A 21,181-nucleotide genomic window follows, 5' to 3' on the forward strand; every position below is an offset into this window, starting at 1 on the left:
GATCGAATTTGACCCGCACAGCCCCGCAATTCCTGTTCGATTTCGGCAGCCCGAACGCCTATCTTAGCCATCTGGCGATCCCGGCGATCGAGCAACGCATCGGCGTCAAGTTCGAATATGTGCCGATCCTGCTCGGCGGCATCTTCAAGGCGACCAACAACAAGTCGCCGGCCGAGACGCTCGCCGGCATCAAGAACAAGCGCGAATTCCACGCGATCGAGACCGAGCGCTTCATCAAGCGCTTCAAGGTGCAGCCCTACGTCATGAATCCATTCTTCCCCGTCAACACGCTGAACCTGATGCGCGCTGCGATCGCGGCGCAGCTCGAGGGCGTGTTCGAGGCCTATGTCGAGGCGGCCTTCCACCACATGTGGCGCGAGCCGAAGAAGATGGACGATCCCGAGATCGCGGCGAAGGCGCTGGCGTCATCCGGCCTCGATGCGAAAAAGCTGTTCGCCCGCGCGCAGGAACCCGAGGTGAAGAGCAGACTGATCAAGAACACCGAAGAGGCGGTGGCGCGCGGCGCGTTCGGCTCGCCGACCTTCTTCGTCGGCAACGAGATGTTCTTCGGCAAGGAGCAACTGCGCGAGGTCGAGGAGATGGTGCTGGGGAAGTGATTTCCGTATAGCTTTGAAAGCTGGCAATCTCCTCTCGTCGTCCTGACGAAAGCCAGGACGACGGCAAAGAAGTAACAACAAGGACAATCCCATGCGTATCCTCGTGGTCGGCGCCGGCGCCATCGGCGGCTATTTTGGTGGCAGGCTGTTGCAGGCCGGCCGCGACGTCACCTTCCTGGTCCGGCCGCGCCGCGCCAGCGAGCTCGCGAGCGCCGGCCTCGTCATCAAGAGTCCAAATGGCGATGTGACGCTGAAGGACCCGCCGACCGTGCAAGCGGACAAGCTCGCGGAAAAATTCGACGTCGTGCTGCTCAGTTGCAAGGCGTTCGACCTCGACGACGCCATCAAGTCGTTCGCGGCCGCCGTCGGGCCGAACACCGCGATCATCCCCATGCTCAACGGCATGAAGCATCTCGACGTCCTCGACCAGAAATTCGGCGCCGGGCGCGTGCTGGGCGGGCTCTGCGCCATCGCCGCGACGCTGAACGACAAGCGCGAGGTGGTGCAGCTGCAGCCGATGCAATCGATCAATTACGGCGAGCGCGACGGCAAGCTGTCGGACCGCGTCAAGGCAATCGACGAGGCCTTCAGGAGCGGCATCAATGGCGCCTCCGCCAGCCAGAACATTATGCAGGACATGTGGGAGAAGTGGGTGTTCCTCTCGACGCTCGCGGCATCCACCAGCCTGATGCGCACCTCCGTCGGCAACATCCTCGCCGCCCCGGGCGGCAGGGACTTTCTGCTCGGCATGTTGGACGAGACCAGCGCGATCGCCGCGGCGTCGGGCTACGCACCGGGCGGACCATTCTTCGAGCGGGTGAAGGGCAATCTGACCACCGAGGGCTCGCCGATGACGGCATCCATGTTCCGCGACATCAAGGCGGGCCTGCCGGTCGAAGCCGATCACGTCATCGGCGATCTCATCGCACGCGGCGATGCTGCCAAGGTGCCGGTGCCGAAGCTGCGCATCGCCTATACGCATCTGAAGGCGTATGAGAAGCAGCTGGCGGGGTAGGGGCAGCTACACTCTCAGCTGTCGTCCCGGACAATCGAGCGATAGCGAGCGCTGATCCGGGACCCATAACCACAGGACGTGATTGTGGGCAGGCTGGTCACCACGAGTCTTCGCCAAATACAATCCTGTGGTTATGGGTCCCGGATCTACGCGCGCTTGAGGCGCGCTTGTCCGGGACGACAGTGGAGATTGCGGCGACGCCCAGCGCTATTTGAAATACGCAAGATAGTGCGAGACGGCGGTGATTTCCTCATCGCTCATGTGATAGGCGACATCGGCCATCGCGGCGACGCCGCTGCCGACGCGCTGGCCCGCTTTATAGTCGTGCAGCGCCTTGACCAGATATTCCTCGCGTTGACCCGCGAGCCGCGCAACCGCCTTGGTGCCGGCATAGCTGTCCGTGTGGCATGAGGCGCAACGGCGGCCGGCAGCTACCTGCGCGCCCTTTTTCGACAGGTCCGGATCCCCGTCCTCCGGTCCCTTCGGCGGCGTCAGCTGCGAGAAATAGGCGCCGAAATTGCGGATGTCCTCGTTGTTGATCTCCTCGACGATCGGCTGCATCTGGTCGTTCTTGCGCGAGCCGGCACGGAAGAACACCAGTTGCCATTGCAGGAATTGATCGGGCTGACCGGCCAGCGAGGGAATGTTCTCGGTCTGCGAGATGCCGTTCTCGCCGTGACAGCCGGCGCAGGCCGCCGCCTTCTCCTTGATCGCGGAATTATCGGCGGCGCTTACGGAAAGGGCGCCGAGCGTCAGGAGCGCAACCGCGCTGATTGCGTGCGAGATGAACTTCCGGCGCATGATGGGAATTCCGATCTGTCAAGTTCGTCATTCGGGGGCACAAGCCCGGAATCCATAACCCCCGCTCGCGGGTATGGGTTCCGGACTTGCGCGCAAGTCGCGCGCAATCCGGAACGACGGCATGGGACTTTGAGAATGAAAGAGGCTGCGACCGTCGCCCGGTCGCAGCCTTCCGTTACGTCGCGCTACTTCTTGCTGTAGCTGATGCGGTAGATCGCACCGGCCCAGTCGTCGGCGACGAGGATCGAGCCGTCCTTGGCGAGAACGATGTCGGCGGGACGGCCGAGATAGCCCTGGTCGCCCTCAAGCCAGCCGGAGGCGAAGATCTCCTGCTTGGGGTTCTTGCCGTCGGGCCCGACGATCACGCGCACGATGCGCGCGCCCTGATACTTGTGGCGATTCCAGGAACCGTGCTCGGCGATCAGGATGTTGTTCTTGTATTCGGCGGGGAATTGGTCGCCGGTGTAGAACTTCATGCCGAGCGGAGCGACATGCGCGCCGAGATTCAGCACCGGCGGCGTGAACTCGGAGCACTTGTGGCCCTTCGCGAACTTGTCATCGGGCAGATTACCCTGGTGGCAATAGGGATAGCCGAAATGCTCGCCGATCTTGTTGATCATGTTCAGCTTGTCTGAGGGCAGATCATCGCTGATCCAGTCGCGGGCATTCTCGGTGAACCAGTACTTGCCGGTGCGCGGATCGACATCGCCGCCGACGGAGTTGCGGACGCCGAGCGCCCAGATCTCGGCATTGCCGGTCTTGGGATCGACGCGCCGGATCTGCGCGACGCTGGTCGGCGGCATGCCGATATTGAAGGGCGGCCCGAACGGCAGGAAGAACCAGCCATCCTTGTCGACCGAGATGTATTTCCAGCCATGCGCGGCATAGGACGGCATGTCGTCGTAGACGACCTTGCCGTCGCCGAGCTTGTCGAGATTGGCTTCGGCGTCGTCGTAGCGGATCAGCTTGTCGACGGCGATGACGTAGAGCGCGCCGTCCTTGAAGGCGAGACCGGTGGGCATGTTCAGCCCCTTGAGGACGGTCTTGACCTCCCTCTTTCCGTTGTTGTCCTTGATGGCATAGACGTTGCCGAGGCCGAACGAGCCGACGAACAGCGTGCCCTTGTCACCCCAGGCCATTTGCCGCGCGGCCAGCACGCCGGGGGCGTAGACCTCGACTTTGAAGCCCGGCGGCAGCTTGATCTTCTTCATCATCGCCGCGAGCTCGGCCTCCGACGCGCCAGTCGGCGGACCCGATGGCGGCGCCAAGCCCTTCTGCGCCTCGGTCTCGTCGCCGAGGAACCAGTCGTCCGGCGGATGGGTCCAGAACTCCTTGGTGCCGGATTCGTATTTCTTCAGCGCGCGGTTCTTGTCCTGCTGTTGCGCGTTGCCAGCGCTGGTGCCGGCAAGAAGGGCAACCGCTGCAAGCGCCAGAACGGATCGAAAGACGGATTGATGGAATTTCATCGCGTCACTCCCCTAAGGCAGCCGTCAAGGCTGCACGTTATCTTATTTTGCTAGTCGAGAGGCGAAGTTTTGGGTCGGTCAGGACGACAGACGCAAAAAGGTTAGCACATCTGCGAACGGTGAGAAGCGCGCCGCGTGCAACGCGATTGCGCTCCGAGAAAATTGAGACGGAACGTCAATGCGCAGCGAACGGCGCGACGACAACGCTCTCGCTGCAGCGCGGAATCAAGTTGGCGCGCGGATCGTTTGCAGGCGGCTCGAGGGGTGGGACCAACAAAAAATGCGAAAACAACCCCATGCACAGTAGAACGGCTCGGGCCGGGTTGTTCTCGGTGACACCGGACAGACATTTGAAGCGTCGAGCAAAATAGCAATCGCGACGCTTACGAGACGACGGGGTAGGGTCCGTCGTCGAACACCGTGTCATGATAGCCTTTCGATCCGATCTCGCGCGCCAGCGCGCTGCGAAAATCGCGGTCACCATGCAGGCTGCGCAGCACATGCGCGAAGTCGAATTCGGGCCGCCAGCCCAGCTCGCGCCGCGCCCGTTCGTTGACATAGACGCGGTCGATCGCAGGGAAGAGGCGCCAGCCGCGCGCCGCATAGAGCTGCGCACATTCCGGATAGAGCTCGCGCACGACATTGGCGGCATCGCGCGCGAGCGCGGCGAGATGGCGTTGCTCGAACGGGCTCGTGGCCGAGACGATGTAGCGGGCGAACCCGATTCTGGGCGCGCGCTCGGCGGCGAGCAGGTGGGCGCTCACCGCATCCGCGATATCCAGCCGGCGATAGAGCAGCTCGTTGGCCTGCGCGTTCTCGGTTGTGTAAGCCGACCGCATCGCCGGATCGTCATCGGCTTCCGGAAAGAAGCGCGAGGTCCGCAAGATGACGACCGGCAGGGTACGCTCGCGAAAGAACAGCTCGCAGAGGTTCTCGGCCATCAGCTTGGTCGTGCCGTAGATGTTCTTCGGCACCGGCGGCAGGTCCTCGCTGACCCAGACGACAGCTTGTCCCGCCTCCGGCCTGAGCTGCGAGCCGAACGCGCTGGTGGTGCTGGTGAAGACGAAGCTCTTCACGCCGGCGGCCGCGGCCGCCTCGAGCAGGTTGAGCGTGCCGGTGACGTTGGTGTCGACGAAATCCTGCTTGCCGTGGGTCGCCACATGCGGCTTGTGCAGCGTCGCGGTGTGGATCACGGCAGTGACGCCGTCCATCTGGCGCCGGACGAAGGCTGGGTCGACGATCGAGCCGACGGCATCGGTGAAGGGCGAGGGCTTCAGATCAAGCCCGCACACGGGCGAACCGCGCGCGCGGAGTGTCCGGAGGATCGCCTCCCCGAGATGACCGGCGCTGCCCGTGACCAGAATTGTCATGCGAAACCCAATACAGCCGCCAGCGGCGTGGAAAACCACGGCCCGACCCGGTTTGGCTGGATGCTCTGGGAAAAATTGGAGCGGGCGAAGGGGCTCGAACCCTCGACCCCGACCTTGGCAAGGTCGTGCTCTACCACTGAGCTACACCCGCATCCTGTGTCGGTCGCGTGACGCGCCGGCAACGGCTGTCGTATGCCAAAAGCGGGAGGGGAATGCAACAGCTACCGGCGGCATAGATTCGCAATCGGGAGCCCCATATGGACCCTGAATGCGACCAAATCGCCCGAAAATGCCCCGGAACCGGCGAATCGACCGCAATGGATTGAAATTCGGCCGTCCCGGCCCAATTTAGGAGCCGACGACGCGCATCTACATCGGCGACGTGCTAAACAGCCGCCATTCCAGACATGACGAGGGGATCCCGTGACGATCATCGACCAGGGTAACGGAGCGGCGGGCCCGGCCGGCGCCGATCTGATCAAAGACACCACCACCCAGACCTTCGTGAAGGACGTCATCGAGGAATCGAAGCGCCAGCCGGTGCTGATCGATTTCTGGGCGGAGTGGTGCGGCCCCTGCAAGCAGCTCACCCCGGTCCTGGAAAAGGCGGTCAAGGCGGCCAAGGGCAAGGTCAAGCTGGTCAAGATGAACATCGACCAGCACCCGGCGATTCCGGGCCAGATGGGCATCCAATCGATCCCGGCCGTGATCGCCTTCGTCAACGGCCAGCCGGCCGACGGCTTCATGGGCGCGGTGCCCGAAAGCCAGCTCAACGCCTTCATCGAAAAGCTGACCAAGGGCGTGACCGCGCCGGGCGAGGTCAACGTCGCCGAGATCGTGCAGGAGGCCGAGGCCGTGCTCGCCGAGGGCGACACGGCTGCGGCAGCGCAGATCTATGCCGAGGCGCTCCAGCATGATTCGACCAACATCGCGGCGCTTGCGGGCCTTGCGAAGTGCTACGCGGTGTCCGGCGCGATGGAGCAGGCCAAGCAGACGCTGGCCATGGTGCCGGAATCCAAGCGCAACGATCCCGCTGTGAAAGCCGTGCAGACCACGATCGACCTCGCCGAGCAGGCGGAAGCGCTGGGGCCGGTGGCCGAGCTGGAACAGAAAGTCGCCGCAAACCCGCGCGATCATCAGGCACGATTCGATCTCGCCACCGCGCTCAATGCGCAAGGCAACCGCACGGCCGCCACCGAGCAGTTGCTCGAGATCATCAAGCGCGACCGCAAGTGGAACGACGACGGCGCCCGCAAGCAGCTGGTGCAGTTCTTCGAGGCCTGGGGCGGCACGGATGATGCAACCGTCGAGGGACGCAAGCGTTTGTCGACGATCCTGTTTTCGTAGGGCGTGCTGGCAACGCCAGGGGGACCGGGCAGATGCCGATCAACATCGAATATCGCGGGCCCGCCGACCTTCCGGAGATCATTCCGGTATTTCCGCTCCCCGGCGCGTTGCTGCTGCCCCGCGGCCAGATGCCGCTGAACATCTTCGAGCCGCGCTACCTTTCGATGGTCGACGATGCCTTCCGTGACGGCCATCGCCTGATCGGCATGATCCAGCCCGATGTGGCGCACTCGCCGAAGGATTCCGACAAGCCGGCGCTGTTCCGCGTCGGCTGCGTCGGGCGCATCACCCAGCTCGCAGAATCCGGCGATGGCCGCTACATCCTCGAGCTCACGGGCGTCTCGCGCTTCAAGGTGGTCGAGGAGCTCGACGTGCTGACCGCCTACCGGCAGTGCAAGGTGGATTTCTTCGCCTTCGTCGACGATTTCACCGCGCGCATGGGCGAGGACCAGGTCGATCGCGAAGCGCTGCTGGCGGTGCTGGCGGACTTCCTGAGGGCCAACAACCTCAAGGTCGATTGGGAGGGCGTCGAGAGCGCCCCCAACGAGGCGCTGGTCAACGCGCTGGCAATGATGTCGCCCTATGGACCCGCGGAGAAGCAGGCCATGCTGGAGGCGCCCGACTTGAAGACCCGCGCCGAGATCCTGATCGCGGTCACCGAGATGGACCTCGCCAAGAAGCGCACCAGCGGCGATCCACCGCTGCAGTGACGGCCTGAATCCTCACGCAGCGCGGATGGCCACTCCGGAATCTTTCCGCAGCATTTTGGCGATGTCGGATGCAGGCATGGGCCGGCTGAAATAGTAGCCTTGCGTTTCGGCGCACCCCTCTTCACGGAGGATATCCAGCTGCTCCTTCGTTTCGACGCCTTCGGCGGTCGTCGTCTTGCCGAGGCTGACGGCGAAACGAACCACTGCTCGCGCGAGATGGTGCGCCTCTGTCCTCGCGCTGGATAGTTCGCCCACGAAACTGCGGTCGATCTTGACCTTGTCGAACGGGAATCTTTGCAGAAAACTCAGCGACGAATAGCCGGTGCCGAAATCGTCCAGGGCGATTCGTACGCCGAGCTCGCGCAGCTGAGCGAGGACCGCAAAAACAGCGTCGCTGTCATGCATGATCACGGTCTCGGTGACCTCGAGCTCGAGCCTGTGCGGCGCAATTCCTGAACTCGCCAGCGCGCCGACAACGACCGGAACAAGCTCCGTGCTCCTGAATTGAGCGGGAGACAGGTTGACTGCGATCCTGACATAGGCAGGCCATTTGGCAGCTTCCGCGCAGGCGGTCCGCAAGACCCATTCTCCCAGCGGCACGATCAAGCCGGTTTCCTCCGCAAGCGGAATGAATTCGCTCGGCAGGACCAGGCCTCGCTGCGGGTGATGCCAGCGTAGCAAGGCCTCGAAGCCGATGGTCTTGCCGGTGGCAGTGCCGACGAACGGCTGGTAGTGAAGCTCGAATTGACGGCCGGCAAGCGCATCCCGCATGTCGCGCTCCAGATTGCGTCGCGCATGCATGAGCTCGTCGAGTTCCGGCTCGAAGAAACGAAATGCTCCGCGTCCGCCACTCTTGGCCGAGTAGAGCGCGAGATCCGCGCTCTTCATGATCACGTCGGAATCGTTGCCATCGCGCGGCGCGATGGCAATGCCGATGCTGGTGCCCACCGTGACCCGGTGATCGCCGAGATCGAAGGGTTCGCAAAGCGCCTTTCTGATGTTCTCGGCAAGAGCGGCGGCCTCCACGGCCGGGTTGGTCACGTAGTCGATCACCGCGAACTCGTCGCCGCCCAGTCGGGCAATCAACGCCGTTTCCGTGGTGCATTCGCGCAGACGCGCAGCGACGGCGCGCAGCAGGGAATCGCCCGCCGGATGTCCAAGCGTGTCGTTGACTTCCTTGAAGCGATCGAGGTCGAGCATGAGCACGGCCGGATCGAGGCCGCCGTTGCGCGTAACCGCAATGGCATGCTCCATCCGTTCCCTGAGCAGCACGCGATTTGGCAGATCGGTCAGCGCGTCGTGCTGCGCCATATGTGTGATCTTGGCCTCGGACCGGCGTTGCTCGGTCACATCGAGATGCGTGGCCACCCATCCGCCACCGGCCATCGGCTGCCGCGTCACGCGGATCAGCCGACCATCCGCAAACTCGTCGATCCTGCTCGAGACTGCATCGAACGGCAGGGCCGCCAATTTCGAGATGAATTGCTCGGCAGCACCCTCGCTGGAATCGCCCTTGAGGATTCCCTTCACAATACGATGCCTGATGATGTCGGTGTGCAATGTCCCCGTCCGCAGCAGTTCCGGCGGCAACCGATACAGTCGGGCATAACGCTCGTTGCAGACGACAAGCCGCTTTTCGGCATCGAACATGCAAAGGCCCTCGACCATGTGGTTGATCGCCGTGTCCAGCCGGACCGTCTGGTCCTGCAGTTCCTGCTGCGAGTCTTCGAGCTGCTGCCGGGCGTCCGAAAGCTGGCTGATGATCTCCTCGAACTTGGCGGTTCTGCTTGCCAGGCGACGATCGGCCAGCACGCCGATCAGGCTCATGCCCAGCACAGATAGCGCCACACCGGCGATAGCAAGCGCGAGCACAGCCGGAGAAAGCGACAGGGCGCCCGTCGCACGCGTTGGATCCGGCGTGATCTGCACGGCGCCCATGGCCGTGAAGTGGTGCGATACGATGGCGAGTGTCAGCAGGACCGCCGCTGCGAGCGTACCCCGGTAGTTCTGATACCTGATCGCGACGGCCAGGGCGGCATAGCCGAGGCACATGCCCAGAATGATCGAGACGAAGACGAGGTCCAGCGACCAGGCGACGCGACCCGGCACTTCGAGTGCCCACATTCCGAGATAATGCATGCTGGCAATGCCGCCGCCGATGATGACGCCGCCGGCCGCCGCGCGCCACCGGCCGGAATCGCCGACCGCAACGCCGAAGCCCCCCGAGGTCAGAAGCATTGCCGTCGCAAGCGAAAGTGCCGTCAGCACGATTCCGTAGCCGGTGGTAACGCCGGGCTCGTAGGCGAGCATGGCGACGAAATGCGTCGCCCAGATTCCGTATCCGATGGCGGCGCCGGCAATCGCGATCCAGATCAGCCGCGTTCTTGCGCGCGCCGCGATCGCACGATGGAAGATACTGACTGCAACAATGCTCGCGACGAAGCAGACCAGGCCAGCGAGCACGACGAGCCGAAAATCATGCTCGACGGTAAGGCAAGACAAAACGCGGAACATCCAATATCGCTCCATCGCCAATAGTGTCGATGGTGGTCGGGCTAAACGTCGTTCGCGTTAATTTTGTGCAACGCCTGATTGCATGCTTACCAGCGCGTTAATGCGTCCGCCGCAATTCGATGGTGCCGAGCATTGCGCATGCGTCCTACCGCAATCGCGCCCAAGCTGAGGGAGCAACACGTGCGACGATGGCAAGGTAATCCTAGAGGCGATTGCGAATGTGCTTGCGTCCGGTGAACATCGCGCGGATCAGGTTCTCGCGCTGGAGAATCCCCATCAGCAGCACGCCGAGCACGTGCAGCACGACCAGGACGATGACCGCGTCCGACGAATAGTGGTGGGTATCCTCGACCCACCAGACGCCGAAAAAGGTGACGGTCACCGACATCGCGCCCGTGATCGTCGACACCGCCAGCGAGACCAGCAGCGCCACCAGCATCAAGGTGCCGGCGGGGTTGAGCCCGATATAGCGACCCGTGATGCCGCGGCGCAGATTCCAGAGATAGTGTGGTGCGGCGCGCAGCCTGACGCCGACCATCCGGAAGCGCGAATAGCGGCTTCCCATCAAGCCCCAGAGCAGACGAAAGACGAGGAGGCCGATGACCGCATAGCCAACGATGCGGTGAAGGCCGTGATAGACGGTCGGCGTGAACCACGCCATCAGAACTGAGATCGCAAGAAGCCAGTGCCAGAGGCGCAGCGGGAGATCCCAGACCGCGACCGTCCGCGAAACGATTCGATTCGCGGGGGTCCTGTCGGACGCCCCGCGCGTTTGTCGCGCCGCTTCTTCCATCAAGCCCGTTTCGCTTTGGGGCTCACTTGCCGCAGTTTACTTGCTCAGCTTACTTGGCAATCGTGTGCTTCAGGCTGAGGTCTTCGGGGCTGTAGAACAGCTCGTAGAGCTTGCCTTCCTTGACGCCGTAGACCTCATAGCACGAGCCTTCGATCTTGGAGCGCCGCACCTCGTAGCCCAGCGCCTTGGCCTTGGCTTCGGCTTCGCTGGCCGGCTTCCACGACGCCTTGTCGAGCTTGGTGCAGTCCTTGAAACCGTCGGCCATGGCCGCCGATCCCATACCAATCCCGATCGTCAGCGCAATGGCAACAACACGAATGACCTTCACGAACGTCTCCTTCTCTGTGCGCTGTGTGCTCAGCGCGAAGCGCAGCCGAAGGAAGCAAAGGTGAAGGTGAAGTCAATCCGGTTCGGGGGTGACCAATCTTAGATTCATTCTAACGGTCGTCAAAAGATCAGCGCTCTCCGTATGCGGCGCGCGCATTTGAAGCGCCGCTGCGGCCTTACGCCTCACGGGCCGGATGAACTGCTGGCCTCGCCAGTTGCGCTAGGCCGCGCTCCGCATTCCCGGATCGTTGCGCTGCAGCCAGTCCGTCCAGCGGAGACGTCCGCGCACACCCTGGCTGACGACAAAGCCCATGCCACGCGCCTTCGCCTCGGACAGGCCGATCGGCAGGATTTTCCGATGCAGTCTCCTTGCATCCTGGTATTGGCGGGCGAAGGCAACGAGATCGAGATCTTCGGGGCCGCCGATCTCCGCACGCACGCCGCGCTGCCCGTCGAACGCGCAAGTCAGAACGTGATCGGCGACATCCGACGTATCGACAGGATTGAACAGCGTCGTTGGCACCGGCCACACCGGAAGCCAGGCGAGGCTCGAGAGCAACCTGTCGAGCAGGTAATAGAACGGCATCGCGCGAACGATGGACCAGGACAGAGCTGACGCACGCACCAGCCGTTCGCCGGCGAGCTTGACCCGCGCGTAGGGCAGGGTCGCCTGGTCGAGACCGACGATCGAGACATGCAGGACGTGCTGCACCTCGGCGGCCCCGCAGAGCGACAGCAACCGCTCCGTTCCCTCGACGTCCACTGCGGAGGGCGATCTGAAGAAATCGATCGGACGAATGCCGCCGCGCCGCGCGATCGGCGAACAGGTCGCCGCATTGATGACCGTATCGACGTCATGCAGCGCTTCCCGCAACCCTGCGCCTGTGGCGAGATCGCCTGCAGCCCACTCGACGCCCGATCGCATGCCCGGCGATCGCGCAAACACCCGGACGCGACGTCCGTCGCGAACCAGGCGATCGACGATATCCCTGCCGAGATGACCTGTGCCTCCGGTGACGAGTGTCAGCGCCATGCGAGGCTCCGTCTCGGTGCGCGATGTTCGAGATTGCTCCTGACCGCTTCGACATGATTGACGGAGCCGAGCAACGCCGCCTGTTCGGCGGTCTCCGCGGCGAGACCGACCGCCGCGTCGCAAGTTGCGGACAGGTTGAGCAGTCGCTTGGCGGCACGGATCGCACCGGGGCTGCGGCCTGCAATGTCACGCGCCGTTACCAGCGCGGCGGCCACGGGGTCATCGACGAGTCGCGTCGCAAAGCCATAGGCAAGCGCTTCGTCGGCCGAAAAAACGCGCCCGGTATAGGTCAGCTCACGCACCACATCCTCGCGCGCGAGATGACGCATCAATTGCGTGCGGCACATATCAGGCACCAGCCCCCATTTCGTCTCGATGACCGCGAGCTTCGTATCGGGTGCGAGATAGCGCATGTCGGCACCGAGCGCGAGCTGGAAGCTGCCGCCGAAGGCAACGCCGTGCACCGCTGCAACCACGGGCACCGGCAGCTCGCGCCAGAGCCAGACGAGGCGCTGGGCATAGTTCGCGATGCCGTGGGTTCGCCGCGTCAGGTCCACGGACGGGAGCAACGGTTCGCCCTTCGCCGTGGCGAGAAGGCGGTCCAGATCGAGGCCTGCGCAGAATGCGCGCCCTTCGCCGGAGAGAACGACGGCGCGGATGTCCTTGCGCGCACCAAGCTGCGTACCGGCCTCGATGACCGCCTTGAACATCGCGGGGTCGAGCGCATTCATCTTGTCCGGACGGTTCAGCCGAACATGGGCCACGCCATCGTCGATGGTCAGACGGACACGATCGGTCATCGTGTTTCTCCTTTGGCCTGCATCGGCAGGTTCAGTATCCGGCGACCGCCAGCGCGACCACGGTGGCGAGAGCCTTCCAGCCAAAGCCGCGGCCGCGCGACCACCAGGCGTTGGCGACGGCCGCAAAGCCGTAGACGGCGACGATCGTCGCCACGATCCAGTGCCGCGCGCTGTCCGATCCCAACATTGGTGCCGCAAGCAGGAGCACGCCGCCGCCGATCCAGGCTACCGTACCGGCCTGCCAGACCAACCGGATCAGCGTGCGCAGGCTTTCCGGGGTGATGGTCGCTTTGGCGAACACCTTGGTTTCGCCCAGCACGCCATGGATCAGGGCAACCACGATTCCTGCGGCGCCGGCACATTGCAGCAGCAGATCACGCATCAGCAGACCCTCGCCTCTTTCGTCCATACAGTACTGTATGGAAAGGTAGGCGCTGGCCTGCCGCCTGTCAATACACTAGTGTATGGTCAGGCCCTGGGAACCCGACATGACCGAACAGCTCTCCGCCGACGACTGGATCAAGGAAGGTCTCAAGGCGCTCGCCAGGAGTGGCTTCACCGCGCTCAAGGCCGACCCGCTGGCAAAAGCCATGGGCGTGTCGCGCGGCAGCTTCTATTGGCATTTCGCCGATCTCGCAGCATTCCAGGCCGCCGTGCTGAAGCGCTGGCGCGAGATCGCGGCGGAGCAGATCATTGCCGACGTCGAGTCCGCCAGCGACGAGCCATTGAAGGCGTTGCTGCGCAGGTCGTTCGGCGCGCGGCTCGACCTCGAACGCGCCGTGCGCAATTGGGCGGCCTTCGATGCGGCGGCGCAAGGGGCAGTGCGCGCGATCGACCGCCGCAGGCTCGACTATATCGAAGGGCTGCTGGAAAAACGCGGGCTCACCCCGGCAACCGCGCAGGCCCGGGCCCAGATCCTGTACTGGACATTTCTCGGCTTTGCCCTGTCGGGCACGCCGGTGCCGGCAGCACGGCTCCAGGCCCTGCTCGACGAGGTCTTAACGATGGTCTCCGCGTAGATTCTTATTTTGACGCGTTTTCGTTCCGCGAACCGGTACCCACTTCGCTGGAAAACGCTTTGGCAGCCGCGATGGGCGGATGCGAATTTCTGTGCTAGAGGCAGCCGACTGCCGGAGACCATCAATGAACGCGCCCACCGAACGTCCCGAAGCCAGCGTCGATCCGAAACTGCTGGAGATTCTGGTCTGCCCGCTGACCAAGGGCCCGCTGGAGTTCGACGCCGCGCGGCAGGAGCTGATCTCGCGCAGCGCCAAGCTCGCTTATCCGATCCGCGACGGCATCCCGATCATGCTGCCGGAAGAGGCGCGCAAGATCGATTGACGTTTTGTAGCCCGTTCGTCCTTTGGAGCGATGCCCACGCCACACCCTGTCGTCCCGGCGAAAGCCGGGACCCATAACCACAGGGGGAGGTTTGGCGCGATGCTGGTAACCCCGAGCCTTCGCAAAACGATTGCTGCGGCGTATGGGTCCCGGATCTGCGCGCGCTTGAGAGCGCGCTTGTCCGGGACGACGAGGAGAGTTAAGGACAGCAGCGAGACCTACAACGCTTCGCCCTTCAACAACCGCGGCACTTCGCCCGTGAGGCCGGCCGCCTGGCGGATGAAGAGATTCTTCAGCGGCGGTGCGCGGTCGACGAGCCCGAGGCCGATGTCGCGCACCGTGCGCAGCAGCGTCGACTGGTTGGAGAACAGGAAGTTCAGCGAGTTGGTGGCAACGCCCATCGCCATGGTGTCGAACCGGCGCCAGCGCTGGTAACGGTCCAGCACGTCGGCGCCACCGAGATCCATGCCGAGCCGCGCGGCATCGACGACGACCTCGGCCAGCGCGGCGACATCCTTCAGTCCCATGTTGAGGCCCTGGCCCGCGATCGGATGGATGACATGGGCGGCATCGCCGACCAGCGCCAGGCGCTCGGCGATGAAGGAGCGCGCGACGAAATAGGACAGTGGGAATGCGCGCGGCTTGTCGAGCGCCTTGACCTCGCCGAGATGCAGACCAAAGCGCTGCTCGAGCTCAGCGTGGAACTCCTCTTCACTGAGCGCGATGATGCGCGCGGCCTCGCTGCGGCGCTCGGTCCACACCAGTGACGACCGCTTGCCGGATAGCGGCAGAATCGCGAATGGGCCGGCGGGCAGAAAGTGCTCTTCGGCGCGGCCCTCGTGATCGCGTTCGTGACCGACGGTGACGACGATGCCGGACTGGTCATACTCCCAGCCGTGGGTGGCGATGCCGGCGCGCTCACGCAGCTTGGATCTGGCGCCATCGGCGGCGACCAGCAGGCTCGCCGCGATCACGCTGCCATCGCCGAGCGTCACATCGATGCCTTCGGACCGCGCGTCATAGGAGGCCACCGTGGTGGCGCGGAGATCGATGCCCTCGGCCTCGGCGCGCGCCACCAGCGCATCGATCAGGCGGCGGTTCTCGACCATATGGGCGAAGGGCTCGCCCGGCGCGACATCGCCGGCGAAATTCAGGAACACCGGCCGCGTAGCGTCCTCCAGCTTGGAATCGGTAACGACCATGTCCAGGATCGGCTGCGCCTCGCCCCGGACATCGTCCCAGGCGTCGATCGCCTCGAACAGGCGGCGGCAGGCGGCCACGATCGCGGTGGCGCGCGGATCGCGGCTCGGACGCATGCTGAGCGCGGGATCGGCCACGATGACGGGAATCTCGGGCCCGAGCCCCTGGCGCAGCGCCAGCGCCAGCGCCAGCCCTGCAAACGCGCCGCCGCCAATGACAATGCTACCCTGTACCGACATACCCGACTTTCCCGGCCAATTCCTGGTCTTGCTAGCAGACTTGAGGTGGGCGAAACAGTGCGGTGAAACAAGGGCGGAACGGCCCGAATGTCATTCCGGAGCTTCAATCCGGAAATGACGGCAAGAAAGCTCACGCATGTCCAAAAGCCTGATTGACCTCATTTCGATCCTCGACCTCGAACAGCTCGAGGTGAACCTGTTCCGCGGCAACAGCCCGAAGACGAGCTGGCAGCGGGTGTTCGGCGGCCAGGTGATCGGGCAGGCGATGGTGGCGGCCTGCCGCACCGTCGAGGGCCGGCTGCCGCATTCGCTGCATTGCTATTTCATCCTGCCGGGCGACCCGCAGATCCCGATCATCTACCAGGTCGAGCGCCTGCGCGACGGCAAGAGCTATTCGACGCGCCGCGTCACCGCGATCCAGCACGGCAACGCGATCTTCTCGATCATGGTGTCGTTCCATGCCGAGGAGGAGAGCGCGTTCGACCACCAGGACAAGATGCCCGACGTCCCGCCGCCGGAAAAGCTCACGGCGGAGGAGGTGGCGAAGCAGCCGATGTTCAAGGAGATGCCGGAGTTCATCCGCCGCTACTACGAATCCGATCGTCCGATCGAGCTGCGTCCGGTCGAGCTCGGCCGCTATTTCGGCCAGAAGATCGAGGACGGCCGCATTCACGTCTGGATCAGGACCGCTGCGAAACTGCCGGACGATCCGGCGCTGCACATGTGCGCGCTCGCCTATGCCTCGGACTTCTCGCTGCTGGACGCGATCATGGCGCGCTATGGCCGCACGCTGTTCGACAAGCGCATGATGCCGGCGAGCCTCGACCATGCGATGTGGTTTCACCGCCCGTTCCGCGCCGACGAATGGCTGCTCTACGCCCAGGATTCGCCGAGCGCACAATCGGGCCGCGGACTGACCCGCGGCTCGATCTTCAAGCCCGACGGCACGCTGGTCGCCTCCGTCGCGCAGGAAGGCTCCGTGCGCGAGCGGAGGGCGTGATCGCTTAGAGCGAGCCGCGCGGAGCGAGTTCGGTCTGCGACGCAAACCAGTTCATGATCCAGCGATACACCCACGGGATCGGGATGATGAAGCTGCACAGGATCGCGGCCACGATTCCGCGCCACAAGATCTCAAGTCCGCTGCCCTTGAACACGATTTCGCGCCGTGTGCCTTCGACGCTGCGGCAGAACCAGCGCATCTGCGCCGCGGCGACCCAGGCCCAGCCGATGATGGTGATGATCGAGATCGCGAACAGCAGGCTCCAGCCGATATAGGCCCAGATCGAGCCGGTGAAGCTCAGGCCCAGCGGCTGCCCGTTGGAGGCGAGGTTCGCGACCATCCATTTGATCAGCAGCCAGTAGAGGACGATCTGCACGATGAACAGCAGGTTGCTGAGCAGCTGGCTTCCGATGAACGAGATGGCGATCGCCAGGACGATGAAGCCGAAATACCAGGGCACCAACGTCATCGCATTGCCGGTGAAGCTGAGATTCGGACGAGCCGGGACCTTCACGCAGGAGACGATCCATTGCGTGTACCAGACGAACACCCACGGCGCCGGCAGAACGAAAATCATTCCGATCAGCAAGACGATGCTGCGCCAGGTGAACTCGAGGACGCCGAAATCGACCGCCAGCGATCCTCCACCTGCGCCACCATAGCCGCCGGCGCCGGCGCCAGCATATCCACCGCCGCCCATCATCGGCGGTCCGCCGGCCGGCATCATCGGCGGCGCGCCGCCGCCTCCGATCAAGCCGGGGATTTCGGCGGCCTTCTGCCAGCCGGCCATGCCTTCGGTCCACACCAGCGTGTCCGGGCGCACGACGCCTTGGGCGATGAGATCGCGGAACTGCCCTTCCGCAAAGGGCCCCTGCTGCTTGCCCTCGGATGCGTAGAACCAACTCGCCATGATGCGTCCCCCCAAAATACTTATGTACCGCCCTGGACCGGCAGGTTCACCCGATCCATGCCGAAAATGCATTGTGAAGGATGGACGGCTGCTCTGTACAGAGGCGGCCGTTCACATGGCCAAACTGTTTTTCCGCTTCAATCTGCAACTTTTTTGTGCCATTTGCCCGGAAAGATGCCAGATTGACGCAGCGCCGGGGACATACGGCGCGGCGCATCCCGGGGAATAGGCCTGCCATGAAACTCGTCGTCGCGATCATCAAACCCTTCAAGCTCGATGAGGTCCGCCAGGCCCTGACGGCGATCGGCGTCCACGGCATGACCGTGACCGAGGTGAAGGGCTATGGCCGCCAGAAGGGCCACACCGAGATTTATCGCGGCGCCGAATATGTCGTGAACTTCCTGCCGAAGCTGCGCATCGAGATCGCGGTCGCGTCCGACGTTGCCGACAAGGCGGTCAGCGTGATCACCGCGACCGCGCGCACCGGCCAGATCGGTGACGGCAAGATCTTTGTCACGCCGATCGACCACGCGCTGCGTATCCGCACCGGCGAAACCGACAGCGACGCGCTCTAGAGTTTTGTTTTGACGCGTTGCCTTGACGCGAACCGGTATCCGCTTCGCGCGAAAACGCTCTGATACATCTTCTTCGATCGCACCGGGCAACGACGCCACAGCGTGCGACGCCAGTTAATGCCGGGGGGAACGACATGGCGGGATATTTGCGCCGCGCAGCTGCTATGGCTGCGCCGATCGGATTTGCGTCTGCCATTGCCTCGCCGGCGCACGCCGCAGGCTCCGAGATCAATACCGCCGACACCGCCTGGATGATCGTCGCCACCGCGCTGGTGCTGATGATGACGATCCCCGGACTTGCGCTGTTCTACTCCGGCATGGTGCGCAAGAAGAACGTGCTTGCCACCATGGCGCAGAGCCTCGCCGCGGTGACGCTGATTTCGATTCTCTGGGTCGCGTTCGGTTATTCGCTGTGCTTCGTCGGCGACGGCCCGTGGATCGGCACGCTCGACCGCTGGTTCCTGGCGGGCATGACCATGGACAGCGTCAACCCGGCGGCCAAGACGATCCCGGAATCGCTGTTCATGCTGTACCAGATGACGTTTGCGATCATCACGGTGGCGCTGGTCGCGGGCTCGGTCGCCGATCGCATGCGGTTCTCCGCCTATCTCTTGTTCTCCGTCGCCTGGTTCATCTTCGTCTATATTCCGCTGGCGCATTGGGTGTGGGGTGGCGGCTTCCTCGCCAGCATGGGCGTTTTGGATTTCGCCGGCGGCCTCGTGGTGCATTTGTCCGCCGGCACCGGCGGCCTCGTCGCCGCGAAGGTGATGGGGCGCCGTCACGGCTACGGCACCGAGAATCTTTCGCCGTTCGATCTCTCGCTGGCGGTGATGGGCACCGGCCTGTTGTGGGTCGGCTGGTTCGGCTTCAACGGCGGCTCGGCCGGCGCGGCCAATTCGCGCGCGGTGATGGCGATCATTGCAACGCATCTCGCCGCCTGCGCCGGCGCTCTGACATGGGGCGCGATCGAATGGTCGACGCGGCGCAAGCCCTCGGTGCTCGGCATGATCTCCGGCGCGGTCGCAGGCCTCGGCACCATCACACCGGCCTCCGGGTTCGTGGCGCCCTGGCATGGCATCGTCATCGGCATCATTGCCGGCGCGGTTTGCTACTGGGCGTGCACCTGGCTGAAGCACCGCTTCAACTATGACGATTCGCTCGACGTGTTCGGCGTCCACGGCATCGGCGGCCTGACCGGCACCCTGCTCGGCGGCGTGTTCGCAACCAGCGCCATCGGCGGCACCGCCGGCCTGGTCGAGGGCCACCCGCAGCAAGTGTTGATCCAGCTCTATGGCGTCGCCGTCACCTTCGTGTGGTCGGCAGGGGTGAGCTTCGTCCTGCTCAAGCTGGTCGGCCTGTTCGTGCCCTTGCGCGTATCCCGTGAGCACGAGCTCGAGGGGCTCGACATCTCGCAGCATGGCGAGGCGCTTCAGTAACAGGGGCTTGCGCGACACATAAGTACGTGCTTATGTGTTGCCATGATCGAAGCCGACATCTTCAAGGCGCTGGCCGACCCGACGCGCCGCAAGGTCTTTGAAAAGCTCGCTGGCGGAAGCCTGAATGCCAGCGCCTTGCGCGACGGATTGGAGATCAGCCAACCCGCGATGTCGCAGCATCTTTCGGTGCTGCGCGCGGCAGGCCTCGTGCGCGAACAGCGGCAGGGCCGCTTTGTGAATTACGAAGTCGACCCGGACGGAATTGTCGCCATCGGGGCATGGCTTGCGCGCTACCGCGCCTATTGGCCGAAGCGCATGGAAGCACTCGCTGACCTCCTGAAGGACATGGATCAATGAGCGACACCGTGAAGCCTGATCGTCCCGACGAAGCCCTCGTGCTCGAATATGATTTCGATGCACCGCCGGCAAAAGTCTGGCGCGCCGTGACCATTCCTGCATTGCGCGAGCGCTGGCTGCCGGATTGCGACCTTGCCGGCGCCGAGCCGGAATCAACGATCGCAGGTGAAGAGGTGTGCTACCGGCTTCGCGATTCCAAACCGCCATTTCGCGAGAGCCACGTCATCTTCCGGATCGAGCCGAACGAAGACGGCGGCACCCGCTTTCGCATCATCCAGCAAGCCTGCGACGAACGAACAAGGCTGCCGCAGCCGGCCAATAGCAATTGCTGCCTGATGCGCGCGGCGGCCTAGCAACAACACGACGTCATCACCTGCAGACATGGAGGTCGCCGATGCGCGACATGCTTCAGCTCGTCCCTATGGTCGTCGAACAATCCGCCCGCGGCGAACGATCCTTCGACATCTACTCGCGGCTGCTGCGCGAACGCATCATCTTCCTCAACGGCGAGGTCAATGATGCGATGTCCGGGCTGGTTTGCGCGCAGCTGCTATTCCTGGAGGCGGAGAATCCGAGCCGGCCGATCAATCTCTACATCAATTCCTATGGCGGCGTGGTTACCAGCGGGCTCGCGATGTACGACACCATGCAGTTCATCAAGGCGCCGGTTCATACGCTGTGCATGGGCACTGCGCGCTCCATGGGTTCGTTCCTGCTGATGGCCGGCGAACCCGGTCACCGCGCCGCGCTGCCCAATGCGAGCCTTCACGTGCATCAGCCGCTCGGCGGCTTCCAAGGCCAGGCGTCAGACATCCTGATCCACGCCAACGAAATGCAGGAAACCAAGCGGCGCATCATCAGGCTCTATGCGCAGCATTGCGGACGGACTGAAGAGGAGGTGGAACGGACCCTGGACCGCGACCACTTCATGACCGCGCAGCAGGGAGTCGAATGGGGATTGGTCGACCGGGTTTTTGCTGAGCGCGACGCCATCTGATGGCGCGACAGCGGCCCTCAGCGGGATCCCCTCGGCGAGTGCTCGTCTGCTCGACCCGCGACCGCCGCGATGAGCGTATCCCGTAAGCAGCGGGCGCAGTGGTCTCTATATTTCTCAAGTCCCCTCCCGTATCAAAATACCTTTTGACTGCCCGACACATGGGCAACATTGTGTCGGCAGCCTGTCCTGCCTGCGTTTTGAGCAGGCGTGACCACGTTTTGAGCGCGACGTAATATCGCACCGCACGGCAATGCGCGTTAGACGCGAAAACACGCGTTTTCATAATCCGTTAGGCAACGCGCCTGATCTGGCACGGCATTTGATTCTACGGGT

At 63.8% G+C, this 21,181-nt stretch carries 23 protein-coding genes and 1 tRNA gene; 12 read left to right on the forward strand and 12 right to left on the reverse strand.

The window, feature by feature from the left end:
* Positions 1 to 8 precede the first annotated feature (8 nt).
* Together AAE027_RS25040 and panE are read left to right on the forward strand one after the other, a co-directional pair.
* Positions 9 to 617 carry a 2-hydroxychromene-2-carboxylate isomerase gene (locus AAE027_RS25040; protein ID WP_370989051.1) on the forward strand — a complete coding sequence of 203 codons (609 nt, stop codon included), beginning with the start codon at positions 9 to 11 and terminating at the stop codon, positions 615 to 617.
* A 91-nt stretch (positions 618 to 708) separates the two neighbouring features.
* Positions 709 to 1,632, forward strand: a complete 924-nt coding sequence (panE, locus tag AAE027_RS25045; RefSeq protein ID WP_370989050.1) for a 2-dehydropantoate 2-reductase — start codon at positions 709 to 711, stop codon at positions 1,630 to 1,632.
* Positions 1,633 to 1,839: 207 nt separating this feature from the next.
* Here panE and AAE027_RS25050 read toward each other — a convergent pair whose 3' ends face one another.
* From AAE027_RS25050 to AAE027_RS25065, 4 genes are all read right to left on the reverse strand, one after another.
* On the reverse strand, positions 1,840 to 2,433 hold the full coding sequence (locus AAE027_RS25050; protein WP_370989049.1) for a c-type cytochrome: 594 nt from the start codon (positions 2,431 to 2,433) through the stop codon (positions 1,840 to 1,842).
* A gap of 185 nt (positions 2,434 to 2,618) precedes the next feature.
* Positions 2,619 to 3,899, reverse strand: a complete 1,281-nt coding sequence (locus tag AAE027_RS25055; RefSeq protein ID WP_370989048.1) for a PQQ-dependent sugar dehydrogenase — start codon at positions 3,897 to 3,899, stop codon at positions 2,619 to 2,621.
* Positions 3,900 to 4,282: 383 nt separating this feature from the next.
* Positions 4,283 to 5,269, reverse strand: a complete 987-nt coding sequence (locus AAE027_RS25060) for an NAD-dependent epimerase/dehydratase family protein (RefSeq protein ID WP_370989047.1) — start codon at positions 5,267 to 5,269, stop codon at positions 4,283 to 4,285.
* 76 nt (positions 5,270 to 5,345) lie between these two features.
* Positions 5,346 to 5,420: transfer RNA gene (locus AAE027_RS25065), tRNA-Gly, on the reverse strand.
* A gap of 272 nt (positions 5,421 to 5,692) precedes the next feature.
* Between AAE027_RS25065 and trxA the strand changes: the two genes are divergently transcribed.
* Together trxA and AAE027_RS25075 are read left to right on the forward strand one after the other, a co-directional pair.
* The gene (gene trxA, locus AAE027_RS25070; RefSeq protein ID WP_370989046.1) at positions 5,693 to 6,616 is read left to right on the forward strand and encodes a thioredoxin; all 924 of its coding nucleotides are present in this window, start codon (positions 5,693 to 5,695) and stop codon (positions 6,614 to 6,616) included.
* A 32-nt stretch (positions 6,617 to 6,648) separates the two neighbouring features.
* The gene (locus AAE027_RS25075) at positions 6,649 to 7,326 is read left to right on the forward strand and encodes an LON peptidase substrate-binding domain-containing protein (protein WP_370989045.1); all 678 of its coding nucleotides are present in this window, start codon (positions 6,649 to 6,651) and stop codon (positions 7,324 to 7,326) included.
* A 12-nt stretch (positions 7,327 to 7,338) separates the two neighbouring features.
* On the opposite strand, the gene AAE027_RS25080 is transcribed toward AAE027_RS25075, so the two are convergent.
* The 6 genes from AAE027_RS25080 to AAE027_RS25105 form a co-directional block, all read right to left on the reverse strand.
* Entirely contained in the window at positions 7,339 to 9,840 is a 2,502-nt protein-coding gene (locus AAE027_RS25080) for an EAL domain-containing protein (protein ID WP_370989044.1), read from the reverse strand.
* Between the two features lie 202 nt (positions 9,841 to 10,042).
* The gene (locus tag AAE027_RS25085) at positions 10,043 to 10,633 is read right to left on the reverse strand and encodes a cytochrome b/b6 domain-containing protein (RefSeq protein WP_370989098.1); all 591 of its coding nucleotides are present in this window, start codon (positions 10,631 to 10,633) and stop codon (positions 10,043 to 10,045) included.
* A gap of 49 nt (positions 10,634 to 10,682) precedes the next feature.
* A complete protein-coding gene (locus tag AAE027_RS25090; RefSeq protein ID WP_091882699.1) occupies positions 10,683 to 10,961 on the reverse strand; it encodes a PepSY domain-containing protein in 279 nt (92 codons plus the stop codon).
* Between the two features lie 219 nt (positions 10,962 to 11,180).
* A complete protein-coding gene (locus AAE027_RS25095) occupies positions 11,181 to 11,993 on the reverse strand; it encodes an SDR family oxidoreductase (protein WP_370989043.1) in 813 nt (270 codons plus the stop codon).
* Positions 11,984 to 12,793, reverse strand: coding sequence for a crotonase/enoyl-CoA hydratase family protein (locus tag AAE027_RS25100; RefSeq protein ID WP_370989042.1), 810 nt, complete (start codon positions 12,791 to 12,793; stop codon positions 11,984 to 11,986). Before AAE027_RS25100 ends, AAE027_RS25095 begins: the two co-directional genes overlap by 10 nt.
* Before the next feature lie 31 nt (positions 12,794 to 12,824).
* Positions 12,825 to 13,175: a hypothetical protein gene (locus AAE027_RS25105; RefSeq protein ID WP_370989041.1), complete on the reverse strand. Its 351-nt coding sequence runs from the start codon at positions 13,173 to 13,175 to the stop codon at positions 12,825 to 12,827.
* A 106-nt stretch (positions 13,176 to 13,281) separates the two neighbouring features.
* Between AAE027_RS25105 and AAE027_RS25110 the strand changes: the two genes are divergently transcribed.
* Positions 13,282 to 13,812, forward strand: a complete 531-nt coding sequence (locus AAE027_RS25110; protein WP_370989040.1) for a TetR/AcrR family transcriptional regulator — start codon at positions 13,282 to 13,284, stop codon at positions 13,810 to 13,812.
* A gap of 124 nt (positions 13,813 to 13,936) precedes the next feature.
* Entirely contained in the window at positions 13,937 to 14,134 is a 198-nt protein-coding gene (locus tag AAE027_RS25115; protein ID WP_028133418.1) for a Trm112 family protein, read from the forward strand.
* A 218-nt stretch (positions 14,135 to 14,352) separates the two neighbouring features.
* On the opposite strand, the gene AAE027_RS25120 is transcribed toward AAE027_RS25115, so the two are convergent.
* Positions 14,353 to 15,573 carry a ubiquinone biosynthesis hydroxylase gene (locus AAE027_RS25120; protein ID WP_370989039.1) on the reverse strand — a complete coding sequence of 407 codons (1,221 nt, stop codon included), beginning with the start codon at positions 15,571 to 15,573 and terminating at the stop codon, positions 14,353 to 14,355.
* 136 nt (positions 15,574 to 15,709) lie between these two features.
* Here AAE027_RS25120 and tesB point away from each other — a divergent pair, with 136 nt between their 5' ends.
* Complete coding sequence (gene tesB, locus AAE027_RS25125) at positions 15,710 to 16,573, forward strand: acyl-CoA thioesterase II (protein ID WP_128930528.1); 864 nt, start codon at positions 15,710 to 15,712, stop codon at positions 16,571 to 16,573.
* Positions 16,574 to 16,577: 4 nt separating this feature from the next.
* On the opposite strand, the gene AAE027_RS25130 is transcribed toward tesB, so the two are convergent.
* On the reverse strand, positions 16,578 to 17,483 hold the full coding sequence (locus AAE027_RS25130) for a DUF4339 domain-containing protein (RefSeq protein WP_370989038.1): 906 nt from the start codon (positions 17,481 to 17,483) through the stop codon (positions 16,578 to 16,580).
* A 236-nt stretch (positions 17,484 to 17,719) separates the two neighbouring features.
* Between AAE027_RS25130 and AAE027_RS25135 the strand changes: the two genes are divergently transcribed.
* The 5 genes from AAE027_RS25135 to AAE027_RS25155 all read left to right on the forward strand — a co-directional run bounded on the left by AAE027_RS25135 (position 17,720) and on the right by AAE027_RS25155 (position 20,848).
* Positions 17,720 to 18,058, forward strand: coding sequence for a P-II family nitrogen regulator (locus tag AAE027_RS25135; RefSeq protein ID WP_028176997.1), 339 nt, complete (start codon positions 17,720 to 17,722; stop codon positions 18,056 to 18,058).
* A gap of 134 nt (positions 18,059 to 18,192) precedes the next feature.
* Positions 18,193 to 19,494, forward strand: coding sequence for an ammonium transporter (locus tag AAE027_RS25140; RefSeq protein ID WP_370989037.1), 1,302 nt, complete (start codon positions 18,193 to 18,195; stop codon positions 19,492 to 19,494).
* A gap of 42 nt (positions 19,495 to 19,536) precedes the next feature.
* Positions 19,537 to 19,851: an ArsR/SmtB family transcription factor gene (locus AAE027_RS25145; RefSeq protein WP_018646000.1), complete on the forward strand. Its 315-nt coding sequence runs from the start codon at positions 19,537 to 19,539 to the stop codon at positions 19,849 to 19,851.
* The gene (locus AAE027_RS25150; protein ID WP_370989036.1) at positions 19,848 to 20,204 is read left to right on the forward strand and encodes an SRPBCC family protein; all 357 of its coding nucleotides are present in this window, start codon (positions 19,848 to 19,850) and stop codon (positions 20,202 to 20,204) included. The genes AAE027_RS25145 and AAE027_RS25150 overlap by 4 nt, the downstream gene beginning before the upstream one ends.
* Positions 20,205 to 20,245: 41 nt before the next feature.
* A complete protein-coding gene (locus AAE027_RS25155; RefSeq protein WP_370989097.1) occupies positions 20,246 to 20,848 on the forward strand; it encodes an ATP-dependent Clp protease proteolytic subunit in 603 nt (200 codons plus the stop codon).
* The last annotated feature ends 333 nt before the right edge of the window (positions 20,849 to 21,181 follow it).

It is taken from the genome of Bradyrhizobium sp. DN3, from assembly GCF_041357655.1.
GTDB lineage: Bacteria > Pseudomonadota > Alphaproteobacteria > Rhizobiales > Xanthobacteraceae > Bradyrhizobium.